A 14,507-nucleotide genomic window follows, 5' to 3' on the forward strand; every position below is an offset into this window, starting at 1 on the left:
TCGGACGTGTGGGCGGTAGTCGGTCTACGCGCGTAGGGGCTACACTCCCGCAATGGAGAAGCAGATCCCTGTCACCACCGCGGGCACTGGCCCCCGGATCCCCACCCCCGACCAGATCGCCCGCGCCCCGAAGGTGCTCCTGCACGACCACCTCGACGGCGGGCTGCGCCCGGAGACCATCGTCGAGCTGGCCGCCGCCTGCGGCTACGACGGGCTCCCGACCACCGACCCGGCCGAACTCGGCGTCTGGTTCCGCGAGGCCGCCGACTCCGGTTCGCTGGTCCGCTACCTGGAGACCTTCGCGCACACCTGCGCCGTGATGCAGACCCGCGAGGCGCTGATCAAGGTGGCCGCCGACTGCGCCGAGGACCTCGCCGCGGACGGCGTCGTCTACGCCGAGGTCCGCTACGCCCCCGAGCAGCACCTGGAGGCCGGCCTGACCCTGGACGAGGTCGTCCAGGCCGTCAACGAGGGCTTCCGACTCGGCGAGGCCAGCGCCCGCGCGGCCGGCCACCGCATCCGGGTCGGCACCCTGCTGACCGCGATGCGCCACGCCGCCCGCTCCACCGAGATCGCCGAGCTGGCCAACCGCTACCGCGACCAGGGCGTGGTCGGCTTCGACATCGCCGGTGCCGAGGCCGGCCACCCGCCGACCCGCCACCAGGCCGCCTTCGACTACCTCAAGGGCGAGAACAACCACTTCACCATCCACGCGGGCGAGGCCTTCGGCCTGCCGTCGATCTGGGAGGCCCTGCAGTGCTGCGGCGCCGACCGGCTCGGCCACGGCGTGCGGATCGTCGACGACATCACCGTGCACGAGGACGGCCGCGTCGAGCTCGGCCGGCTGGCCGCGTACGTGCGCGACAAGCGGATCCCGCTGGAGATGTGCCCGACCTCCAACCTCCAGACGGCGGCGGCGGCTTCGTACGCCGAGCACCCGATCGGGCTGCTCAGCCGGCTGAAGTTCCGGGTCACCGTCAACACCGACAACCGGCTGATGAGCGGCACCAGCATGAGCCGTGAGTTCGGGCACCTGGTGGAGGCGTTCGGCTACACGCTGGGCGACCTGGAGTGGTTCACGGTGAACGCGATGAAGTCGGCGTTCCTGCCGTTCGACGAGCGGCTGGCGATGATCAGCGACGTGATCAAGCCGGGCTACGCCGAGCTCAAGGCGGAGTGGCTGTTCAGCGTCGGCGCCTGAGCGCCGCCGACGGGTGGCCGGATGAACGCCGCACTGCGGCAAGGGTGTTGGCGTTCATCTGACTATCCACTCCGGCGGGTTAACTCCCTTTGGTCCTGGTCCGGTCCAGTCACTACGGTGTGCCAGTCACTGCTGACAGGTTGTGGCGGCGGTGAGCCGCTGTGCCCGGACGTCGGCCACCGACGAGGACCCAAGGACGAACTCATGAAGCAGGCTCTCAAGGCCGCCGGCACCGCCGTGCTCGGTATCGCCATCGCTGCGGTCGGCGCCGGCAGCGCGTCCGCCGACTCCGTCGCCGCCGGTGGCCTCGGGCTCCCCACCGGGGCGGTGACCAACCCCGCGGTGACCGGCGCCGTCGTCGACACCGCCGCCAAGCTGCCGGGCGCCGACAAGGTCGCCGGCACCCTCGGGACCCTCGCCCCGACCGCCGGCCAGGCCCTGCCGGCCGCCGCCCCGCTCTCCGGCGTCACCGACCGCGCCGCCGTGCCCAGCATCCCGGGCCTCGACAAGACCCCGCTCGGCGGGCTGGCCCAGACCCTCCCGCTGCCGGGCCTGACCGGCTGACCCAGCGCCGGCACCACGACGGGCCGTCCGCCCCGGAGACCCCGGGTGCGGGCGGCCCGTCGGCTGCTCGCGGCGTGCCCCTGCGGTGCGGGGCTCGTGACTCACGGCTCCTGGGGGAGGAGCACCCAGAGCGCCAGGTAGATCAGGAACTGCGGCCCGGGCAGCAGGCAGGAGGCCAGGAAGATCAGTCGGACGGTCCACGGCGTCAGGCCGAAGCGCTCGGCGATCCCGGCGCAGACGCCGGCGATGACGCGGTTGTGGCGGGGGCGGGCGAGGCGGCTCATGGCGTGCTCCGTGGTGTCGCGCCCGGTGCCGGCCTCTCCGGTGGGCGTATCTCCATGCTCCGTCGCGCCGGTCGCCGAAGCCTCACCCCGCAAGCCGATCCGGGCGCGGGGCGTCTCGTCGAGGAGGCGTAGCGGCGTCTCGGGGTTCCCCTCGGGGTCGCCCCGGAGGGCGGGCGTGACCGGACCGCGGCCGGCCCGCCCCGGGCGGTTCGGGAGCGGGCCGGCCTCGGTCGGGAACGGTCGGGAGCGGGAAGTCCGCCGGGACGACGTCCCGCTCCCGGGATCAGGGCCTGCCCTTGGAGACGAAGACGGTGACGGTGGCGTCCGGGGGGAGGAGGGCGCCGGCGGCGGGCTGGGTGTTGATGACGCTGCCGGCGGGGACCTTCCAGTCGGTGAAGAGGTGGGTCTCGACCCGGAGTCCGGCCGCGGCGAGGGCCTGCTCGGCGGAGGCCTGGGAGCGACCCACGACGTCGGGGACGGTGATCCGGGCCGCGTCGGGCGAAGGGGTGGGCCCTGGCGAGGGCTCTCCGTAGCCGGGGGAGGAGACGGGCGAGGGGGTGCCGGAGCCGAGGGAGGGGGACGGGGTGCCCGAACCGACCGGTGGCGAGACGGGGGCGGCCGGGGTGAGCGGCGTCCGGGGCCCGGACGGCGGGCTCTGGAGAAGGAACGCGCCGGTGGCGACGACGGCGACGGCCGCCGCCGAGGCCGCGGTGGCGAGGAGGCCGCGTCGGCGGCGGGTGCGGCGGAGGATGGCGGGGGCGTCGAAGGCGGGGGCGGGCGCGGAGTCGGCGTAGCTGTTCATGGCCTGGCGGAGGGCCCTTCCGAGATGGGGGTCGAGGGTGGGGTCGTGGTCGGTCGTCATCACGCACCTTCGTGGGCGGGGAGGGCGGCGGTGCGGAGTCTGGCCAGCCCGCGGGCGAGTTGGGAGCGGACGGTGCCGGGCGAGATGTTCAGGACGTCGGCGATCTGACGGTCGTCCAGGTCGTGCAGATAGGAGAGGACGACGACGCTGCGCATGCCGATCGGGAGGGCGTGCAGGGCCCGGACGAGTTCGTCGCGCAGTTCGACCGTGCGGTAGGCGTCGCCCGGGGCGGGGAGGTCCTCGGGGACCGCCTCGGTGCGGACGCCCGCCCGGCTCAGCCTGCGCCAGCGGTCGTTGGCGAGGTTGACGACGATCCGACGGACGTACGCCTCCGGGGAGTCGGCGACCGCGACGCGCTTCCAGTGCCGGCAGGCCTTCTCCAGGGCCTCCTGGAGCAGGTCCTCGGCGAGCTCGCGGTTGCCGGTCAGGAGGTAGGCCGTCCGGAACAGGGCGCCGGAGCGCTGCTGCACGAACGCGGCGAAGTCGATCGGCGGGGTGCCGCGAGCGCCGGAGCGCCGGCCGAGCCTCACCTTCGGCCGCCCGCCGGGTTGCTGCTGCTCATGTGCTGGTCCGTCTCCTCGGTGTGGGTGTCTGCCTTCCTGACGGCGGCCGGGGCCGGTTCGCTGCACGGGCCATGCGGAAGTGGCGGGGGTCACACCGAGGGAGTCGCGTGCTGCGCGGTCGGGGCCGGCACGACGGGCGGCAGGGCGGTGCCGGCCTGCCTCGCCAGGCGGCAGCCGGACCCAGGCGCCCGCCCGGCCGGTTGCCGATCATCAGACCACCATTCCACTAGATAACTAGTGGAATGGTGGTTATCATCAATCCTGCCTGCCAGGAGGCGGCTTGATGGGCAGTCACAGCCGGGGGTGGGATTCGGCTGGACAACTAGTGAAATGGTGGATGCCATCGTTGAATACCTCATCGACCGGCGCAGCGGGCTCTCGCCGTACCTGCAGATCATCGAGCAGACCAAGCGGGCGCTGAGGCTCGGCGTGCTGCGCCCGGGCGACCAACTGCCCACCGCCCGAGAGGTGGTGGCGGCCACGGCGATCAACCCCAACACGGTGCTCAAGGCCTACCGGGAGCTCGAACGCGAGGGTCTGGTCGACAGCCGTCGGGGCGTGGGGACGTTCGTCCGGCGGACGCTTGCGAAACCGCAGGCCGCCGAGGACTCCGCCCTCCACGCCGAGCTGGCCGGATGGATTGCACGTGCCCGTGCGGCCGGTCTGGAACGCGAAGACGTCACCGCGCTGGTCGACACCGCCCTGGACCGGGCCTACCCCACCACTGTCGAGGCCTCCGAGGAGCCCGGGTGAACCACCCCGAACCTGTCCCGCACCACCGACCGGCCGGGCAGTCGCCCGCGCTGGAGACCGTCGGGCTCGGGCTCAAGTACCGCAGATCCTGGGCCCTGCGCGGCTGCGAGTTCCGGCTCCCGGCCGGCCGGATCTCCGCCCTGGTCGGCCCGAACGGCGCGGGCAAGAGCACGCTGATGGCGGTCGCCGCAGGTCTGCTGGCGCCGACGGAGGGCTCCGTCGCGGTCTTCGGCGGCGGCCCGCGCGAGCCCGGGACCATCCGGCGCACCGCGTACCTCCGGCAGGACAAGCCCCTCTACCCGAGGCTGACCGTCGCCGAGGCGCTGCGGGCGGGCCGGGAGCTCAACCCGGGCTGGAGCCAGGAGACCGCGGAGCGGATCGTGCGCCACGGGGGCCTCCCACCGGACGCCAGGGTGGGCACCCTCACCGCCGGCCAGCGGACCAGGGTCGCCCTCGCGCTCGTCCTGGGCAAGCGGCCGGACCTGCTGATGCTCGACGAACCGCTCGCCGACGTCGATCCCGTGGCCCGCCAGGAGCTCACCGGCATCCTGATGGCCGAGGCGGCCGAGCACGGCACCACCATCCTGATCTCCTCCCACGTCCTCGCCGAACTGAACGGGGTGTGCGATCACGTCACCGTGCTCCAGGACGGGCGGATCAGGGTCACCGGCGACGTCGAGGACCTGCTGGACAGCCACCGTCTCGCCGTCGGCGTCGACGAGGGCGACGGTCTGCCGGCCGACCTGGCCCGGCACGACATCGTGGAACTGCGCCGGACCGGGCGGCAGGCGACCGCGCTGCTGAAGCCCGCCGGCCCCGTGGACCCCCGGTGGGACGTCAGCCGGCCGGGCCTGGAGGACATCCTGATCGGCTATCTGCGTACCCCGGCGCCCGGCGCCCCGGCCGCATCCGTGCCCGGGCCCGTCGCCGGCCCGGCCGCAGTACGCGAGGTGAGTGCGCGATGAGTACGACCGACCTGGCATCCCCGCCGCCGTCCCTGTCTCCGCCGCCGCCGGCCGCCGGGCGGAGGATCCTGCGCGGCACCGTCTGGCTGAGCGTCCGCCAGGAGCGCACCCCGCTCCTCGTGTGCGGCGTCGTGCTGCTGGCGGTCTGCGCCTGGCTGCTCTTCCTCGGTACGCGGATCGGCGACTACGTCGACACCCAGCACATCCAGAACTGCAACGTCGTCCACTTCCCGGCCGAGTGCGAGCAGGTCACCTCCCGGGCCATCGAACTCGACACCCGGTGGCTGACCTGGGTGCTGATCACCGGCTGGTTCCTGGTGGCCCTGCCGCCCGCGCTCGGTCTCTTCGTCGCGGCGCCCCTGCTGGCACGGGAGTTCGAGAGCGGGACGTACGGCCTCGCCTGGACCCAGTCCGTGTCACGGCAGCGGTGGCTGGCGGCTCGCCTGGGTGTCCCGCTGGTCGCGACCCTGGTGGGATCGTGCCTGCTCGCCGTGGTCTCCACCTGGTGGGTCGGCCAGATCCAGGGGCGCTTCGCCGTGCCCGGCTACTACCACTGGTTCACCTGGCTGAGCCGGGCGACCTCGGGCCCCTCCGTGGTCGGGTTCAGCCTGCTCGGAGTCGCGCTGGGAGCCGCGGTCGGCCTGGTCGTGCGGCGGGTGGTCGCCTCGATCGTCGTCACGGCCGCCCTCACCGCCGTCGTGCGGGTGGCGGTGGACGCGTCCCGCTACCTCCTGACGCCGGCGCGCGAGGCGGTGGCCGACATCCGGATGGCCGCGCTGCCGGCCGATCATCAGCTCGTCTTCTCCAGCAGTCATCTGCCGACCAGTACGCCGATCGAATCGGACATCGTGGAGAACGGCCTGCTCACCTCGGACGGTCAGCGGATCCCGCTGCCCGGCGACTGGCTCTCGCGGATGCCGGACGGCACCGGGGTGTGCCCGACCGACGAGTGCTCGGCGCATCAGGACACCATCGTCCAGGCCTACGCCACCTACCACCCGCCGGCCGCCGAATGGGCGATGCACTGGACCCAGACCGGTGTCTGTCTCGCCGTCACCGCCCTGCTGGTCCTCTTCTGCGCGTTCTGGATCCGCCGCGTGCGCTGAACGGTGCCGGGGCCCACGCGCCCCGGTGGCCCGTCCGTTCCGCCGGCCGGCGGAACGGACGGGCCGGGCGGCCGCGTCAGCCGGCCTGGTGCGGCTGCGACTTTTGCGGCCGGCGTGGATCGGCTGCGGGACTAATGCTCTGCAGGTCGTGCAGGTGTTCGGATATGATGCCGCGATCGCTGGGGTTGGGGGGCGAAAGAACGGTACGGGCAAGGCCCGCAGCGGCCCTCATGCCCGTGTACCGCCTTCTGCCGGGCCAGGCCCGCATCCTTCCGTGAGGTTCCAATGCGCACTCAGCACCGCAGAGTCCTCGTCCTCGCCGCCGCGGCCGCCCTGGTCTCCGGTACGGTCCTGGCTTCGGCCCCGGGGGCGTCCGCACTCCCGCTCTCCGTCCAGTCCGGCCAGTCCACTCAGGACACCCAGGACACCCAGGGCCGGAACGGGCCGGTGACGATCGGGCTGGCCGGCGTCCCCGGCAGTGTCACCGCCGGGGCGGCGCCGGTCGAGTTCACCGCCACCCTCACGAACTCCGCCGACCACGAGGTCACCGCCGACACCGGGTTCACCATCGCGGACGGCAACTCGGGGATCAAGGAGACCCAGCTCAGGCTGGAGTACCAGGTGCCCGGCAGCACGCAGTGGAAGAGCGCCCCGTCCCGCGCCGGTGCCGGTGCCGGAGCCTCGTGGGAGCTCGACACGTCCGCCGGCCGGCTGCACCTGCCGGCGGGCGCCTCGCTCACCTACCGGCTGCGCCTCGCCGTCACCGCCGACGCCAACGGCGGCCGGGCGTCGGCCCTCTTCCAGGCCGTGGTCCTGGATCCCACCCTGCCCCCGGAGCAGCGGGTGTTCTACGCCGCCAGCCCCTTCGGCAACGACTTCACCATCGTTCCGGCCGGCGGTCCGACCACCCCACCCGCACCCGCGCTGCCGGACCTCGGCGTCGACGGGCTGCCCGCCGCCTTCACCGCCGGTGGCGACGCGAAGCCGTTCAGGCTGACGATCGCCAACCACAGCGGCAGGGACATCCGGTTCTACCCCGAGGTCACCTTCCAGGGGCGGAACACGCTCACCAGCGAGCTGGTCCACCTCGACTTCCAGACGCCCGAGGGCGTCTGGCTGCCCGCCACCGGCTACGCGCAGCAGGAGCCGGGCCAATTGCAGCTGATGCTCCGGGCGGACAGCAAGGAGAGCACCATCATCAACCTGCACGACGGTGAGGCCCGCACGGTCAACGTCCGGCTGTCCTTCACCGCGGCCGCCCCGGTCGGTACCGGATCGGTGCTGTTCACGGGTTCCAGCCTCCCGCTCACCCCGGGCGGGAAGGAGATCCGGGCGGCCGGCCCGGCGGCCGGCTTCGCCGTCGTCGCTCCGGGCGGGGCCGGTACGCCGTCGGGCCCGCCGTCGCCGGAGGCTCCGTCCACCCGGGCCACCGGCCCGGCCGCGAGCGGTCCGGCGGACTCGGCGTCGCCGTCCACCGCCCGGGTCGTCCCGGTCTCGCAGGCCACCGGCCAGGCGCCCGGTCAGACGTCCGGCCAGGCGTCCGGCCAGGAACCGGTCCGGCCGGCGGCCCCGGGGCCGGCTCCGGTGCCGGCCCCGACCAGCACGCTGGCGTCCACCGGCGGCGGTTCCGACACCGGGCCGATGGCGATCGGTGGCGCCGCCGCGATCGTCCTGGGCCTGGGCACCATTGCCGTCACCCTGCACCGGCGCCGGGGCGCGCGGCCGTCCGGACGCTGACGGTCCCGGCATCGTCGGCCGGAGGTACTGTCGGCGGTGCCGGGGCGGCCCGGCCGGGGTCGCGGCGGTCGCCCGTGCACCGAGGCGACGACGGGCGGCGGGCCCGGACGGGGTGGAGCGGATGACCGGGTACGAGGTCCTGCGGGTGTTCTGCGGACCGGGCGGCGAGCACGGGAACCAACTCGGGGTGGTCCGGGACGGCGGTGCGGTGCCGGACGTGGCCGCCCGGCAGGCGTTCGCCCGTGAACTGGGCTTCAGCGAGACGGTGTTCGTCGACGACCCGGAGCGTGGCGTCATCGACATCTACACGCCCACGCTCCGCCTCCCGTTCGCCGGCCACCCCTGCGTGGGCGCCGCCTGGCTGCTCGGCGTGGACCGGCTGGTCACCCCCGCCGGGGTGGTGGCCGTCCGGCGGGACGGCGGGTTCACCCGGATCGGGGCCCGCGCCGCGTGGGCGCCGCCGCGCACGCTGCGGCAGTACGCCTCGGCGGCCGAGGTGGACGCCCTGGAGGTGCCGCCGCCCGGCGAGTGGATCTACGCCTGGGCCTGGCAGGACGAACCGGCGGGCCGGGTGCGGGCGCGGGCCTTCCCGGGCCGGGGCGACGGCATCGACGAGGACGAGGCGACGGGCGCCGCCGCCCTCCTCCTCACCGCGGGTCTCGACCGGGACCTGGTGATCACCCAGGGCCGGGGCTCGCAGCTGGTCACGGCGGTCCGGCCCGGCGGCCTGGTCGAGGTCGGCGGCCGGGTCCGGCGGCGGGAATTGTCAGACAAGCCTTAAGGGCCCTCGGCGAAGACGCCTCGGCCGCGCCGCCTCAGTCGAGGCGGCGCGCCGACTCCGCGTACACCGGTGCCACGGCCGGCGCCACGACTGCCGTGGGAACCGGGACCGGCAGGGTGACCGCCCGGGCCGCGCGGGGCCGGTGCCGGGCCCGCAGCAGAAGCGAGCGCGCGGCGGGCACCAGGGCCAGGTGGGTGGCGGCGACGCCGACGATCGCGAACAGGATGTGGTCGACGTCGAGGACGTGCCCCGGGGTCCAGGAGGAGAGGAACTCCAGCGCGGTGGCCAGCAGCGCGGAGGCGCCGGTGGTGCGGAGGAAGGACGGGACCCAGCGGGCCCGGACGCGGCCGCCGGCCAGCGGGAGGAGGACGCCCAGCGGGGCCAGCAGGAGCAGTTCGCCGAGCACCTGCCCGGCGGAGGAGAAGCGGAGCGAGGCCAGCGGCGTCAGGTTGGCGTCGTAGACCCAGGCCACCGGCAGGGGTCTCAGCAACAGCCAGCCGACCAGGGTCAGGTGGAGGGTGAGGCCGAGGAGGCCCGCCAGCTGGAGGGGACGGTGGACGGCCGCCGCCGGCCCGGTCTCGGTCCGCACGCCGGAACGCTCGTCGCGTGTCCTGGTGCCATCTCGCTGCACGCGGGGAAGGACGTGACCCGGTGGCACGGCGGTTCCCGGGTCCACTGTGATCCTCTCGGCGCTCCCCAGGGCCGGGGACGCGCCGGGCGGATCACCGGCAGGGTGCGGACGTGGGCGCCGACGGCGTGGGCAGCGCGCTGAACACGTTGTCGGACGGCGGCAGCACCGGTGAGGCCGTCGCGGACGTCGGCGACGGGCTCACGCCCGGCTTCGCCGCGGTGCGCGGCGGTACCACCGTCGGGCCGGCCGGCGAGGGCGTGGCCAGGGCGGTCGGTATGTGCGGCGTGGTCGGGCAGGCGGTACGGCTGGCGGGGGCGCCCGCGTCCACCGGGACGGCGGTCGGGCGGATGCCGCAGCCGGCGGCGAGGGCGGCCAGGAAGAGCACGCCCACGGCGCGGCGGAGGGCCGGCCGGGAGACCGGGGTGGTCAGGGCGGTCAGGGCGGTCACGTGGCACTCTCCTCGGCGGCGGCCGGTGGCGTGGGCGGCTGGGTCAGCGGCAGCGTCAGGGTGAAGACCGCCCCGGCCTCCCCGTTGGCCGCCGTGATCGTCCCCCCGTGGATCTGCGCGTTGGCCATCGCGATCGACAGGCCCAGCCCGCTGCCCTCCGAACGCGCCCGCCCCTTGTCCGCCTTGTAGAAGCGGTCGAAGACGTGCGGCAGCACGTCCTCCGGGATCCCCGGGCCGCTGTCGGACACCTCGACGACCACCGCGCCGTCCGCCTCCCGCACCTTGACCCGCACCGGCGAGCCGCCGTGCTTGAGCGCGTTGCCGATCAGGTTGGCGAAGACGACGTCCAGCCGGCGCGGGTCCACCACGGCCAGGACGCCGCGCGGGGCGTCCAGTTCGACCGCGTCGTACCAGGCCCGGCCGTCGATGCAGGACATGATCAGGTCGGCGATGTCGACCTCGTCGGCGACCAGCTTCGCCGTACCGGCGTCGAAGCGGGTCACCTCCATCAGGTTCTCCACCAGGTCGGAGAGCCGGCGGGTCTCGCTGACCACCAGCCGGACGGCCGGTTCGATCATCGGGTCCAGCGACTCGGCCTCGTCCTCCAGGATGTCCGTCACGGCCGTCATCGCCGTCAGCGGGGTGCGCAGCTCGTGCGACATGTCGGCGACGAACCGCCGGCTCTGCGCCTCGCGCGCGCTCAGCTCCTCGACCTGCTCGTGCAGGGACGCGGCGGTGCGGTTGAAGGTCCGGGCCAGATCGGCCAGTTCGTCCGAGCCCTCGACCTCCAGCCGGGTGTCCAGGTGGCCCTCACCGAGCCGCCGGGCCGCCTCGCCGAGCCGCTTGACCGGCCGCAGCACGGTCGCGGACGCCGCCTGGGCGAGCAGGGCCGAGCCGATCAGGGCGAGCAGGGTGGCGATGGCGAGCGACCAGCCGAGGGTGTTGAGATCGGCCCGTTCGTTCTCCAGCGACTTGAACATGTACGCGGTCGGGCCGGTCGGCACCACCTTGGTGCCGCCGATCAGGAACGGCCGGCCGTCCAGGTTCTGGCGCTGCCAGTAGAGGTGGTAGGCGTACGGGTTGCTGTCGGTGACCTGGCGCAGGCGGCCGACGGTGTCCTGCAGGTTGCCCGGGACCTCGGCGAGCGTGTAGCGCCCGGGGGAGGAGGAGGCGACGCAGCCGGGGCGGGCCGGGTCGGCGACGACCACGTCGTAGCTGAGGCCGGAGCTGGCGACGGTGTTGGCGAGCTGGGTCAGGTCCGCGCAGGTGGCGTTCAGCGGCAGGTCGGAGACGTTGCGGCTGAGCGAGACCCGGAAGTCGTTGAGCGCGGTGTCCTGGGCGCGCTTGAGCACCGCGTCACGGTTCAGCCAGTACGCGATGCCGGAGGCCGAGACGGCGGTGAGCAGCGCGACCGCGGCGAACACCGCGATCAGCCGCACCCGCAGGGAGCGCAGCCGTCGCCACGGGCCCGAGGAGAACCGTCGGGTCGTCGTCTGATGGTCAGTCACGTGAGCCTGTCGTCGTACGGGTGTCAGGAGCGGCGGGGGTCAGGAGCGCGGGGGTCAGGCCGGCGGGTCCAGGCGGTAGCCGACCCCGCGCACCGTGCGGATCAGCGTCGGTGCCGAGGGGACGTCCTCGACCTTGGCCCGCAGCCGCTGCACGCACGCGTCCACCAGGCGGGAGTCGCCGAGGTAGTCGTGCTCCCAGACCAGCCGCAGCAACTGCTGGCGGGAGAGCGCCTGCCCGGGGCGGCGGCTGAGCTCCAGCAGCAGCCGCAGCTCGGTCGGGGTGAGCTGGAGGTCCTCGCCGTCCTTGGTGACGGTCATCGCCGCGCGGTCGATCACCACGGTGCCGTACGCGGAGGAGTCCGAGCTCTCGCGCTCGCCGCGCCGCAGCACGGCCCGGATCCGGGCGTCCAGGACGCGTGGCTGCACCGGCTTGACGACGTAGTCGTCCGCGCCGGACTCCAGGCCGACCACCACGTCGATGTCGTCGGAGCGGGCGGTGAGCAGGATGATCGGCAGCTGGTCGGTCCGCCGGATGCGGCGGCAGACCTCGAAACCGTCGATTCCGGGCAGCATCACGTCCAGCACGATCAGGTCCGGCCGCTGCTCCTTGAAGAGCCGCAGACCGTCCTCGCCGGAGGCGGCGGTGGCCACGCGGTGGCCCTGGCGGGTGAGGGCGAGTTCGAGGCCGGTGCGGATGGCGTCGTCGTCCTCGATCAGAAGGAGGAAAGGCACGGCCTCATTCTGGCTCACCCGGGGCGCCGAATCACCCCCCGGCGTCGGGCACCGGTCCGGCGGAACCGGCGGGCGCCCCGTCGGCGTCCGGTACGGCGGGAGGGCGTGCGCGGGCGAACGCCCCACCCCTGTGACACCCCTGTGACAGTCGGCGGACAGCGCCATCACAACCGGCGGGCAGGATTTTCCATGTCGCCGCAGGACAGCGGGCCAACCGGCCGGTTGAACGGCGGCAACAGGAACCGCTCGTACCGACCCAGGGGGCGCACGATGAACGCCATGCTTCAGACCCGGACCAACCCGGCTGTCCGCACCGCGCGTTCGTCAGCGACCACCCCGCGGACCCGGTACGAGGCCAGGACCGACGAGACCTCGGGTGCCGTGACCGTACGGGGATGCGCGCACAGCACCGGTGGGAACGCTGTCGTCCGCCGGGTGAGCGGCGGCGGCAGGCCGGGGGAGCTGTACGGGATCGGCCGGACGGGGAGTGCGGCCGACTCCGCCGGAACCCTCACGCTGCGGGGGATCCTCCCCGTCCGCGTCGAGGGCAAGGACGCCCCCAGGGGCGACGGGGGAAGCGGTCTGCGGAAGGTCGGCCCGGGGGAGTCGGCCGGCCGCGAGGCCGCCGGTGCGACGCTGCTGCGGTTGTCCCCCGCGGCCGGTCGCACCGCCGAGGCCGGGCAGGGAGGCGCGCAGGGGGAGCACCCGGCCGTCGCGGAGGACCACATCACGGAGTTCACCGCGTACGTGCGCGAGCGCCGCGCCTCCCTGTACGCCACGGCGTACCACCTCACCGGTGACCGCTACGAGGCCGAGGACCTGCTGCAGAGCGCGCTCTTCAGCACCTACCGGGCCTGGGGCCGGATCACCGACAAGGCCGCGGTCGGGGGCTACCTCCGCCGCACCATGACCAACCTGCACATCTCCGCCTGGCGGCGCCGCAAGGTCAACGAGTACCCGACCGAGGAGCTGCCGGAGACGGTCGGCGACACCGACGCGATGGGCGGCACCGAACTGCGGGCCGTGCTCTGGCAGGCGCTGGCGAAGCTGCCGGAGAACCAGCGGACCATGCTGGTGCTGCGGTACTACGAGGGCAAGACCGACCCGGAGATCGCCGATGTGCTCAACATCAGCGTCGGCACGGTCAAGAGCAGCATCTGGCGCGCGCTGCGCCGGCTGCGCGACGACGAGCACCTGAACAAGTCGGGCGACACCGTCCGGGCGTTCGGCGAGCTGGTCGCGTAGCGGCCGCGGCCGCGCGGACGAGGGCCTCCGCGCCCGCGGAGGAGAGAACTCCCGTCGGGGGACGGGTAAGGACGGCCACGGGCCGGTGGCGCCGGCTCGGGGGAGCGGCGCCACGGGGGGAGCCCGGCGGTTGTCCGAGGGAAGGCGGCGGGCCCGGTGCGGGGGAGACGCACCGGGCCCGCCGTTCCGTTGTGTCCGGGGCCGTTGTCGCGCGGGCGGGCCGGGCCCTACCGGGAGGGGCTGAGCTCCCGGGGCCCGGCCGCGGTGCGGATCCGGCGGGCGGCCTCCGGGCCGGCGCAGGGGTGGGCGCCCAGCCCGACCTGGCGGCCGACGATGGAGCGCTCGGCGCGCAGCAGGCGCCAGCCGCGGCGCAGCAGCACGGGCAGCGACTTGCGGCCCTCGCGGACGTCCCGGCGCAGTCGGCGCCAGGCGGTGGTGAACGCGCCGTTGCGCAGGCAGAGGGCGTCGCCGAGCAGGTCCTCGGCGGCGCAGTCGGAGGTGATCTCGGCGGCGAAGATGCCCTCGGCGATGAACGCGGGGGCGCCGGCCAGGTCCAGGACCCGGGTGGAGACCCGGCCGTTGTCCGGGATCGAGTACACCGGGACGTCGGCCCGGCCGGTCCGGTGCAGGCTGCGGATGGCGGCGACGGCCTGCTCACGGTGCCAGGCGAGCGGGGAGTCCCAGTCGACCGCGCCGTCGGGCAGCAGCGGGAGGGTGGGGTCGTCCCCGTCCTTGTAGAAGTCGTCGAGCTGAAGCACCGGCAGACCGCTGCGCCCGGCGAGCGAGGACTTCCCCGATCCGGAGGGCCCGGAGAGCAGGACCACCCGGGCGGCGGCTATCGGCACAGGGTTCAGCGGGGAGTCACTCACGGGACACCAGTCTGACGCATCCCGGCCCGATGCCGAAACCGGGCGGACGGCACCTGCTTCCGGTGCTTTCGGCTTCCGGAGCCGTCGGCGCGGTGCGGGTGCGACCAGGGCGGGCGGTGCGACCAGGGCGGGCGGTGAGAGCCGACGGGGGTGAAAGTCGACGGACCCGCGCCAGGGGGGGAGAGGCGCGGGTCCGTCCAATGACCGTCCGGGCCCTGGGGGGGAGAGGGCACTGGGGACGGCCAGTCTGTGGAGTTG

General features: G+C 74.2%; 16 protein-coding genes. 8 read left to right on the forward strand and 8 right to left on the reverse strand.

What is annotated here, in order from left to right; all coding sequences use genetic code 11:
• Positions 1-52 precede the first annotated feature (52 nt).
• Both ACIO5D_RS06300 and ACIO5D_RS06305 read left to right on the forward strand, forming a co-directional pair.
• A complete protein-coding gene (locus ACIO5D_RS06300; protein ID WP_363605624.1) occupies positions 53-1,201 on the forward strand; it encodes an adenosine deaminase in 1,149 nt (382 codons plus the stop codon).
• 204 nt (positions 1,202-1,405) lie between these two features.
• Positions 1,406-1,765: an ATP-binding protein gene (locus tag ACIO5D_RS06305; RefSeq protein ID WP_363605625.1), complete on the forward strand. Its 360-nt coding sequence runs from the start codon at positions 1,406-1,408 to the stop codon at positions 1,763-1,765.
• Positions 1,766-1,866: 101 nt separating this feature from the next.
• Here ACIO5D_RS06305 and ACIO5D_RS06310 read toward each other — a convergent pair whose 3' ends face one another.
• From ACIO5D_RS06310 to ACIO5D_RS06320, 3 genes are all read right to left on the reverse strand, one after another.
• The gene (locus ACIO5D_RS06310; protein ID WP_363605627.1) at positions 1,867-2,049 is read right to left on the reverse strand and encodes a PspC domain-containing protein; all 183 of its coding nucleotides are present in this window, start codon (positions 2,047-2,049) and stop codon (positions 1,867-1,869) included.
• 283 nt (positions 2,050-2,332) lie between these two features.
• Complete coding sequence (locus tag ACIO5D_RS06315) at positions 2,333-2,911, reverse strand: PASTA domain-containing protein (RefSeq protein WP_400794045.1); 579 nt, start codon at positions 2,909-2,911, stop codon at positions 2,333-2,335.
• Positions 2,911-3,399, reverse strand: a complete 489-nt coding sequence (locus ACIO5D_RS06320) for a SigE family RNA polymerase sigma factor (protein ID WP_400653314.1) — start codon at positions 3,397-3,399, stop codon at positions 2,911-2,913. Before ACIO5D_RS06320 ends, ACIO5D_RS06315 begins: the two co-directional genes overlap by 1 nt.
• 405 nt (positions 3,400-3,804) lie before the next feature.
• Here ACIO5D_RS06320 and ACIO5D_RS06325 point away from each other — a divergent pair, with 405 nt between their 5' ends.
• From ACIO5D_RS06325 to ACIO5D_RS06345, 5 genes are all read left to right on the forward strand, one after another.
• Complete coding sequence (locus ACIO5D_RS06325; protein ID WP_363605631.1) at positions 3,805-4,227, forward strand: GntR family transcriptional regulator; 423 nt, start codon at positions 3,805-3,807, stop codon at positions 4,225-4,227.
• A complete protein-coding gene (locus ACIO5D_RS06330; protein ID WP_400794046.1) occupies positions 4,224-5,192 on the forward strand; it encodes an ABC transporter ATP-binding protein in 969 nt (322 codons plus the stop codon). Before ACIO5D_RS06325 ends, ACIO5D_RS06330 begins: the two co-directional genes overlap by 4 nt.
• Positions 5,189-6,298, forward strand: a complete 1,110-nt coding sequence (locus ACIO5D_RS06335) for a hypothetical protein (protein WP_400756119.1) — start codon at positions 5,189-5,191, stop codon at positions 6,296-6,298. Before ACIO5D_RS06330 ends, ACIO5D_RS06335 begins: the two co-directional genes overlap by 4 nt.
• A gap of 285 nt (positions 6,299-6,583) precedes the next feature.
• Entirely contained in the window at positions 6,584-8,035 is a 1,452-nt protein-coding gene (locus ACIO5D_RS06340) for a hypothetical protein (protein ID WP_363605634.1), read from the forward strand.
• A 121-nt stretch (positions 8,036-8,156) separates the two neighbouring features.
• A complete protein-coding gene (locus tag ACIO5D_RS06345) occupies positions 8,157-8,816 on the forward strand; it encodes a PhzF family phenazine biosynthesis protein (protein WP_400653170.1) in 660 nt (219 codons plus the stop codon).
• A 34-nt stretch (positions 8,817-8,850) separates the two neighbouring features.
• Here the strand turns inward: ACIO5D_RS06345 and ACIO5D_RS06350 are convergent, their stop codons facing one another.
• The 4 genes from ACIO5D_RS06350 to ACIO5D_RS06365 all read right to left on the reverse strand — a co-directional run bounded on the left by ACIO5D_RS06350 (position 8,851) and on the right by ACIO5D_RS06365 (position 12,135).
• Positions 8,851-9,405 carry a VanZ family protein gene (locus ACIO5D_RS06350; protein WP_400756115.1) on the reverse strand — a complete coding sequence of 185 codons (555 nt, stop codon included), beginning with the start codon at positions 9,403-9,405 and terminating at the stop codon, positions 8,851-8,853.
• A 133-nt stretch (positions 9,406-9,538) separates the two neighbouring features.
• Positions 9,539-9,895 carry a hypothetical protein gene (locus ACIO5D_RS06355; protein WP_400794047.1) on the reverse strand — a complete coding sequence of 119 codons (357 nt, stop codon included), beginning with the start codon at positions 9,893-9,895 and terminating at the stop codon, positions 9,539-9,541.
• The gene (locus ACIO5D_RS06360) at positions 9,892-11,403 is read right to left on the reverse strand and encodes an ATP-binding protein (protein WP_400653175.1); all 1,512 of its coding nucleotides are present in this window, start codon (positions 11,401-11,403) and stop codon (positions 9,892-9,894) included. Before ACIO5D_RS06360 ends, ACIO5D_RS06355 begins: the two co-directional genes overlap by 4 nt.
• 54 nt (positions 11,404-11,457) lie before the next feature.
• Positions 11,458-12,135, reverse strand: a complete 678-nt coding sequence (locus tag ACIO5D_RS06365; protein WP_363605641.1) for a response regulator transcription factor — start codon at positions 12,133-12,135, stop codon at positions 11,458-11,460.
• A 270-nt stretch (positions 12,136-12,405) separates the two neighbouring features.
• Between ACIO5D_RS06365 and ACIO5D_RS06370 the strand changes: the two genes are divergently transcribed.
• Entirely contained in the window at positions 12,406-13,380 is a 975-nt protein-coding gene (locus ACIO5D_RS06370) for a SigE family RNA polymerase sigma factor (protein ID WP_400653177.1), read from the forward strand.
• 227 nt (positions 13,381-13,607) lie between these two features.
• On the opposite strand, the gene ACIO5D_RS06375 is transcribed toward ACIO5D_RS06370, so the two are convergent.
• Complete coding sequence (locus ACIO5D_RS06375; protein ID WP_363605644.1) at positions 13,608-14,249, reverse strand: ATP-binding protein; 642 nt, start codon at positions 14,247-14,249, stop codon at positions 13,608-13,610.
• Positions 14,250-14,507: the final 258 nt, after the last annotated feature.

This window comes from Kitasatospora sp. NPDC087315 (genome assembly GCF_044744345.1).
In the GTDB taxonomy this organism is placed as follows: domain Bacteria; phylum Actinomycetota; class Actinomycetes; order Streptomycetales; family Streptomycetaceae; genus Kitasatospora.

What these genes read in the sequence shown, in the direction of transcription:
- ACIO5D_RS06300 (WP_363605624.1), top strand. Translation starts at nt 53, where the DNA reads ATGGAGAAGCAGATCCCTGTCACCACCGCGGGCACTGGCCCCCGGATC.
- ACIO5D_RS06305 (WP_363605625.1), top strand. Translation starts at nt 1,406, where the DNA reads ATGAAGCAGGCTCTCAAGGCCGCCGGCACCGCCGTGCTCGGTATCGCC.
- ACIO5D_RS06310 (WP_363605627.1), bottom strand. Translation starts at nt 2,049, where the DNA reads ATGAGCCGCCTCGCCCGCCCCCGCCACAACCGCGTCATCGCCGGCGTC.
- ACIO5D_RS06315 (WP_400794045.1), bottom strand. Translation starts at nt 2,911, where the DNA reads ATGACGACCGACCACGACCCCACCCTCGACCCCCATCTCGGAAGGGCC.
- ACIO5D_RS06325 (WP_363605631.1), top strand. Translation starts at nt 3,805, where the DNA reads ATGGTGGATGCCATCGTTGAATACCTCATCGACCGGCGCAGCGGGCTC.
- ACIO5D_RS06335 (WP_400756119.1), top strand. Translation starts at nt 5,189, where the DNA reads ATGAGTACGACCGACCTGGCATCCCCGCCGCCGTCCCTGTCTCCGCCG.
- ACIO5D_RS06340 (WP_363605634.1), top strand. Translation starts at nt 6,584, where the DNA reads ATGCGCACTCAGCACCGCAGAGTCCTCGTCCTCGCCGCCGCGGCCGCC.
- ACIO5D_RS06345 (WP_400653170.1), top strand. Translation starts at nt 8,157, where the DNA reads ATGACCGGGTACGAGGTCCTGCGGGTGTTCTGCGGACCGGGCGGCGAG.
- ACIO5D_RS06370 (WP_400653177.1), top strand. Translation starts at nt 12,406, where the DNA reads ATGAACGCCATGCTTCAGACCCGGACCAACCCGGCTGTCCGCACCGCG.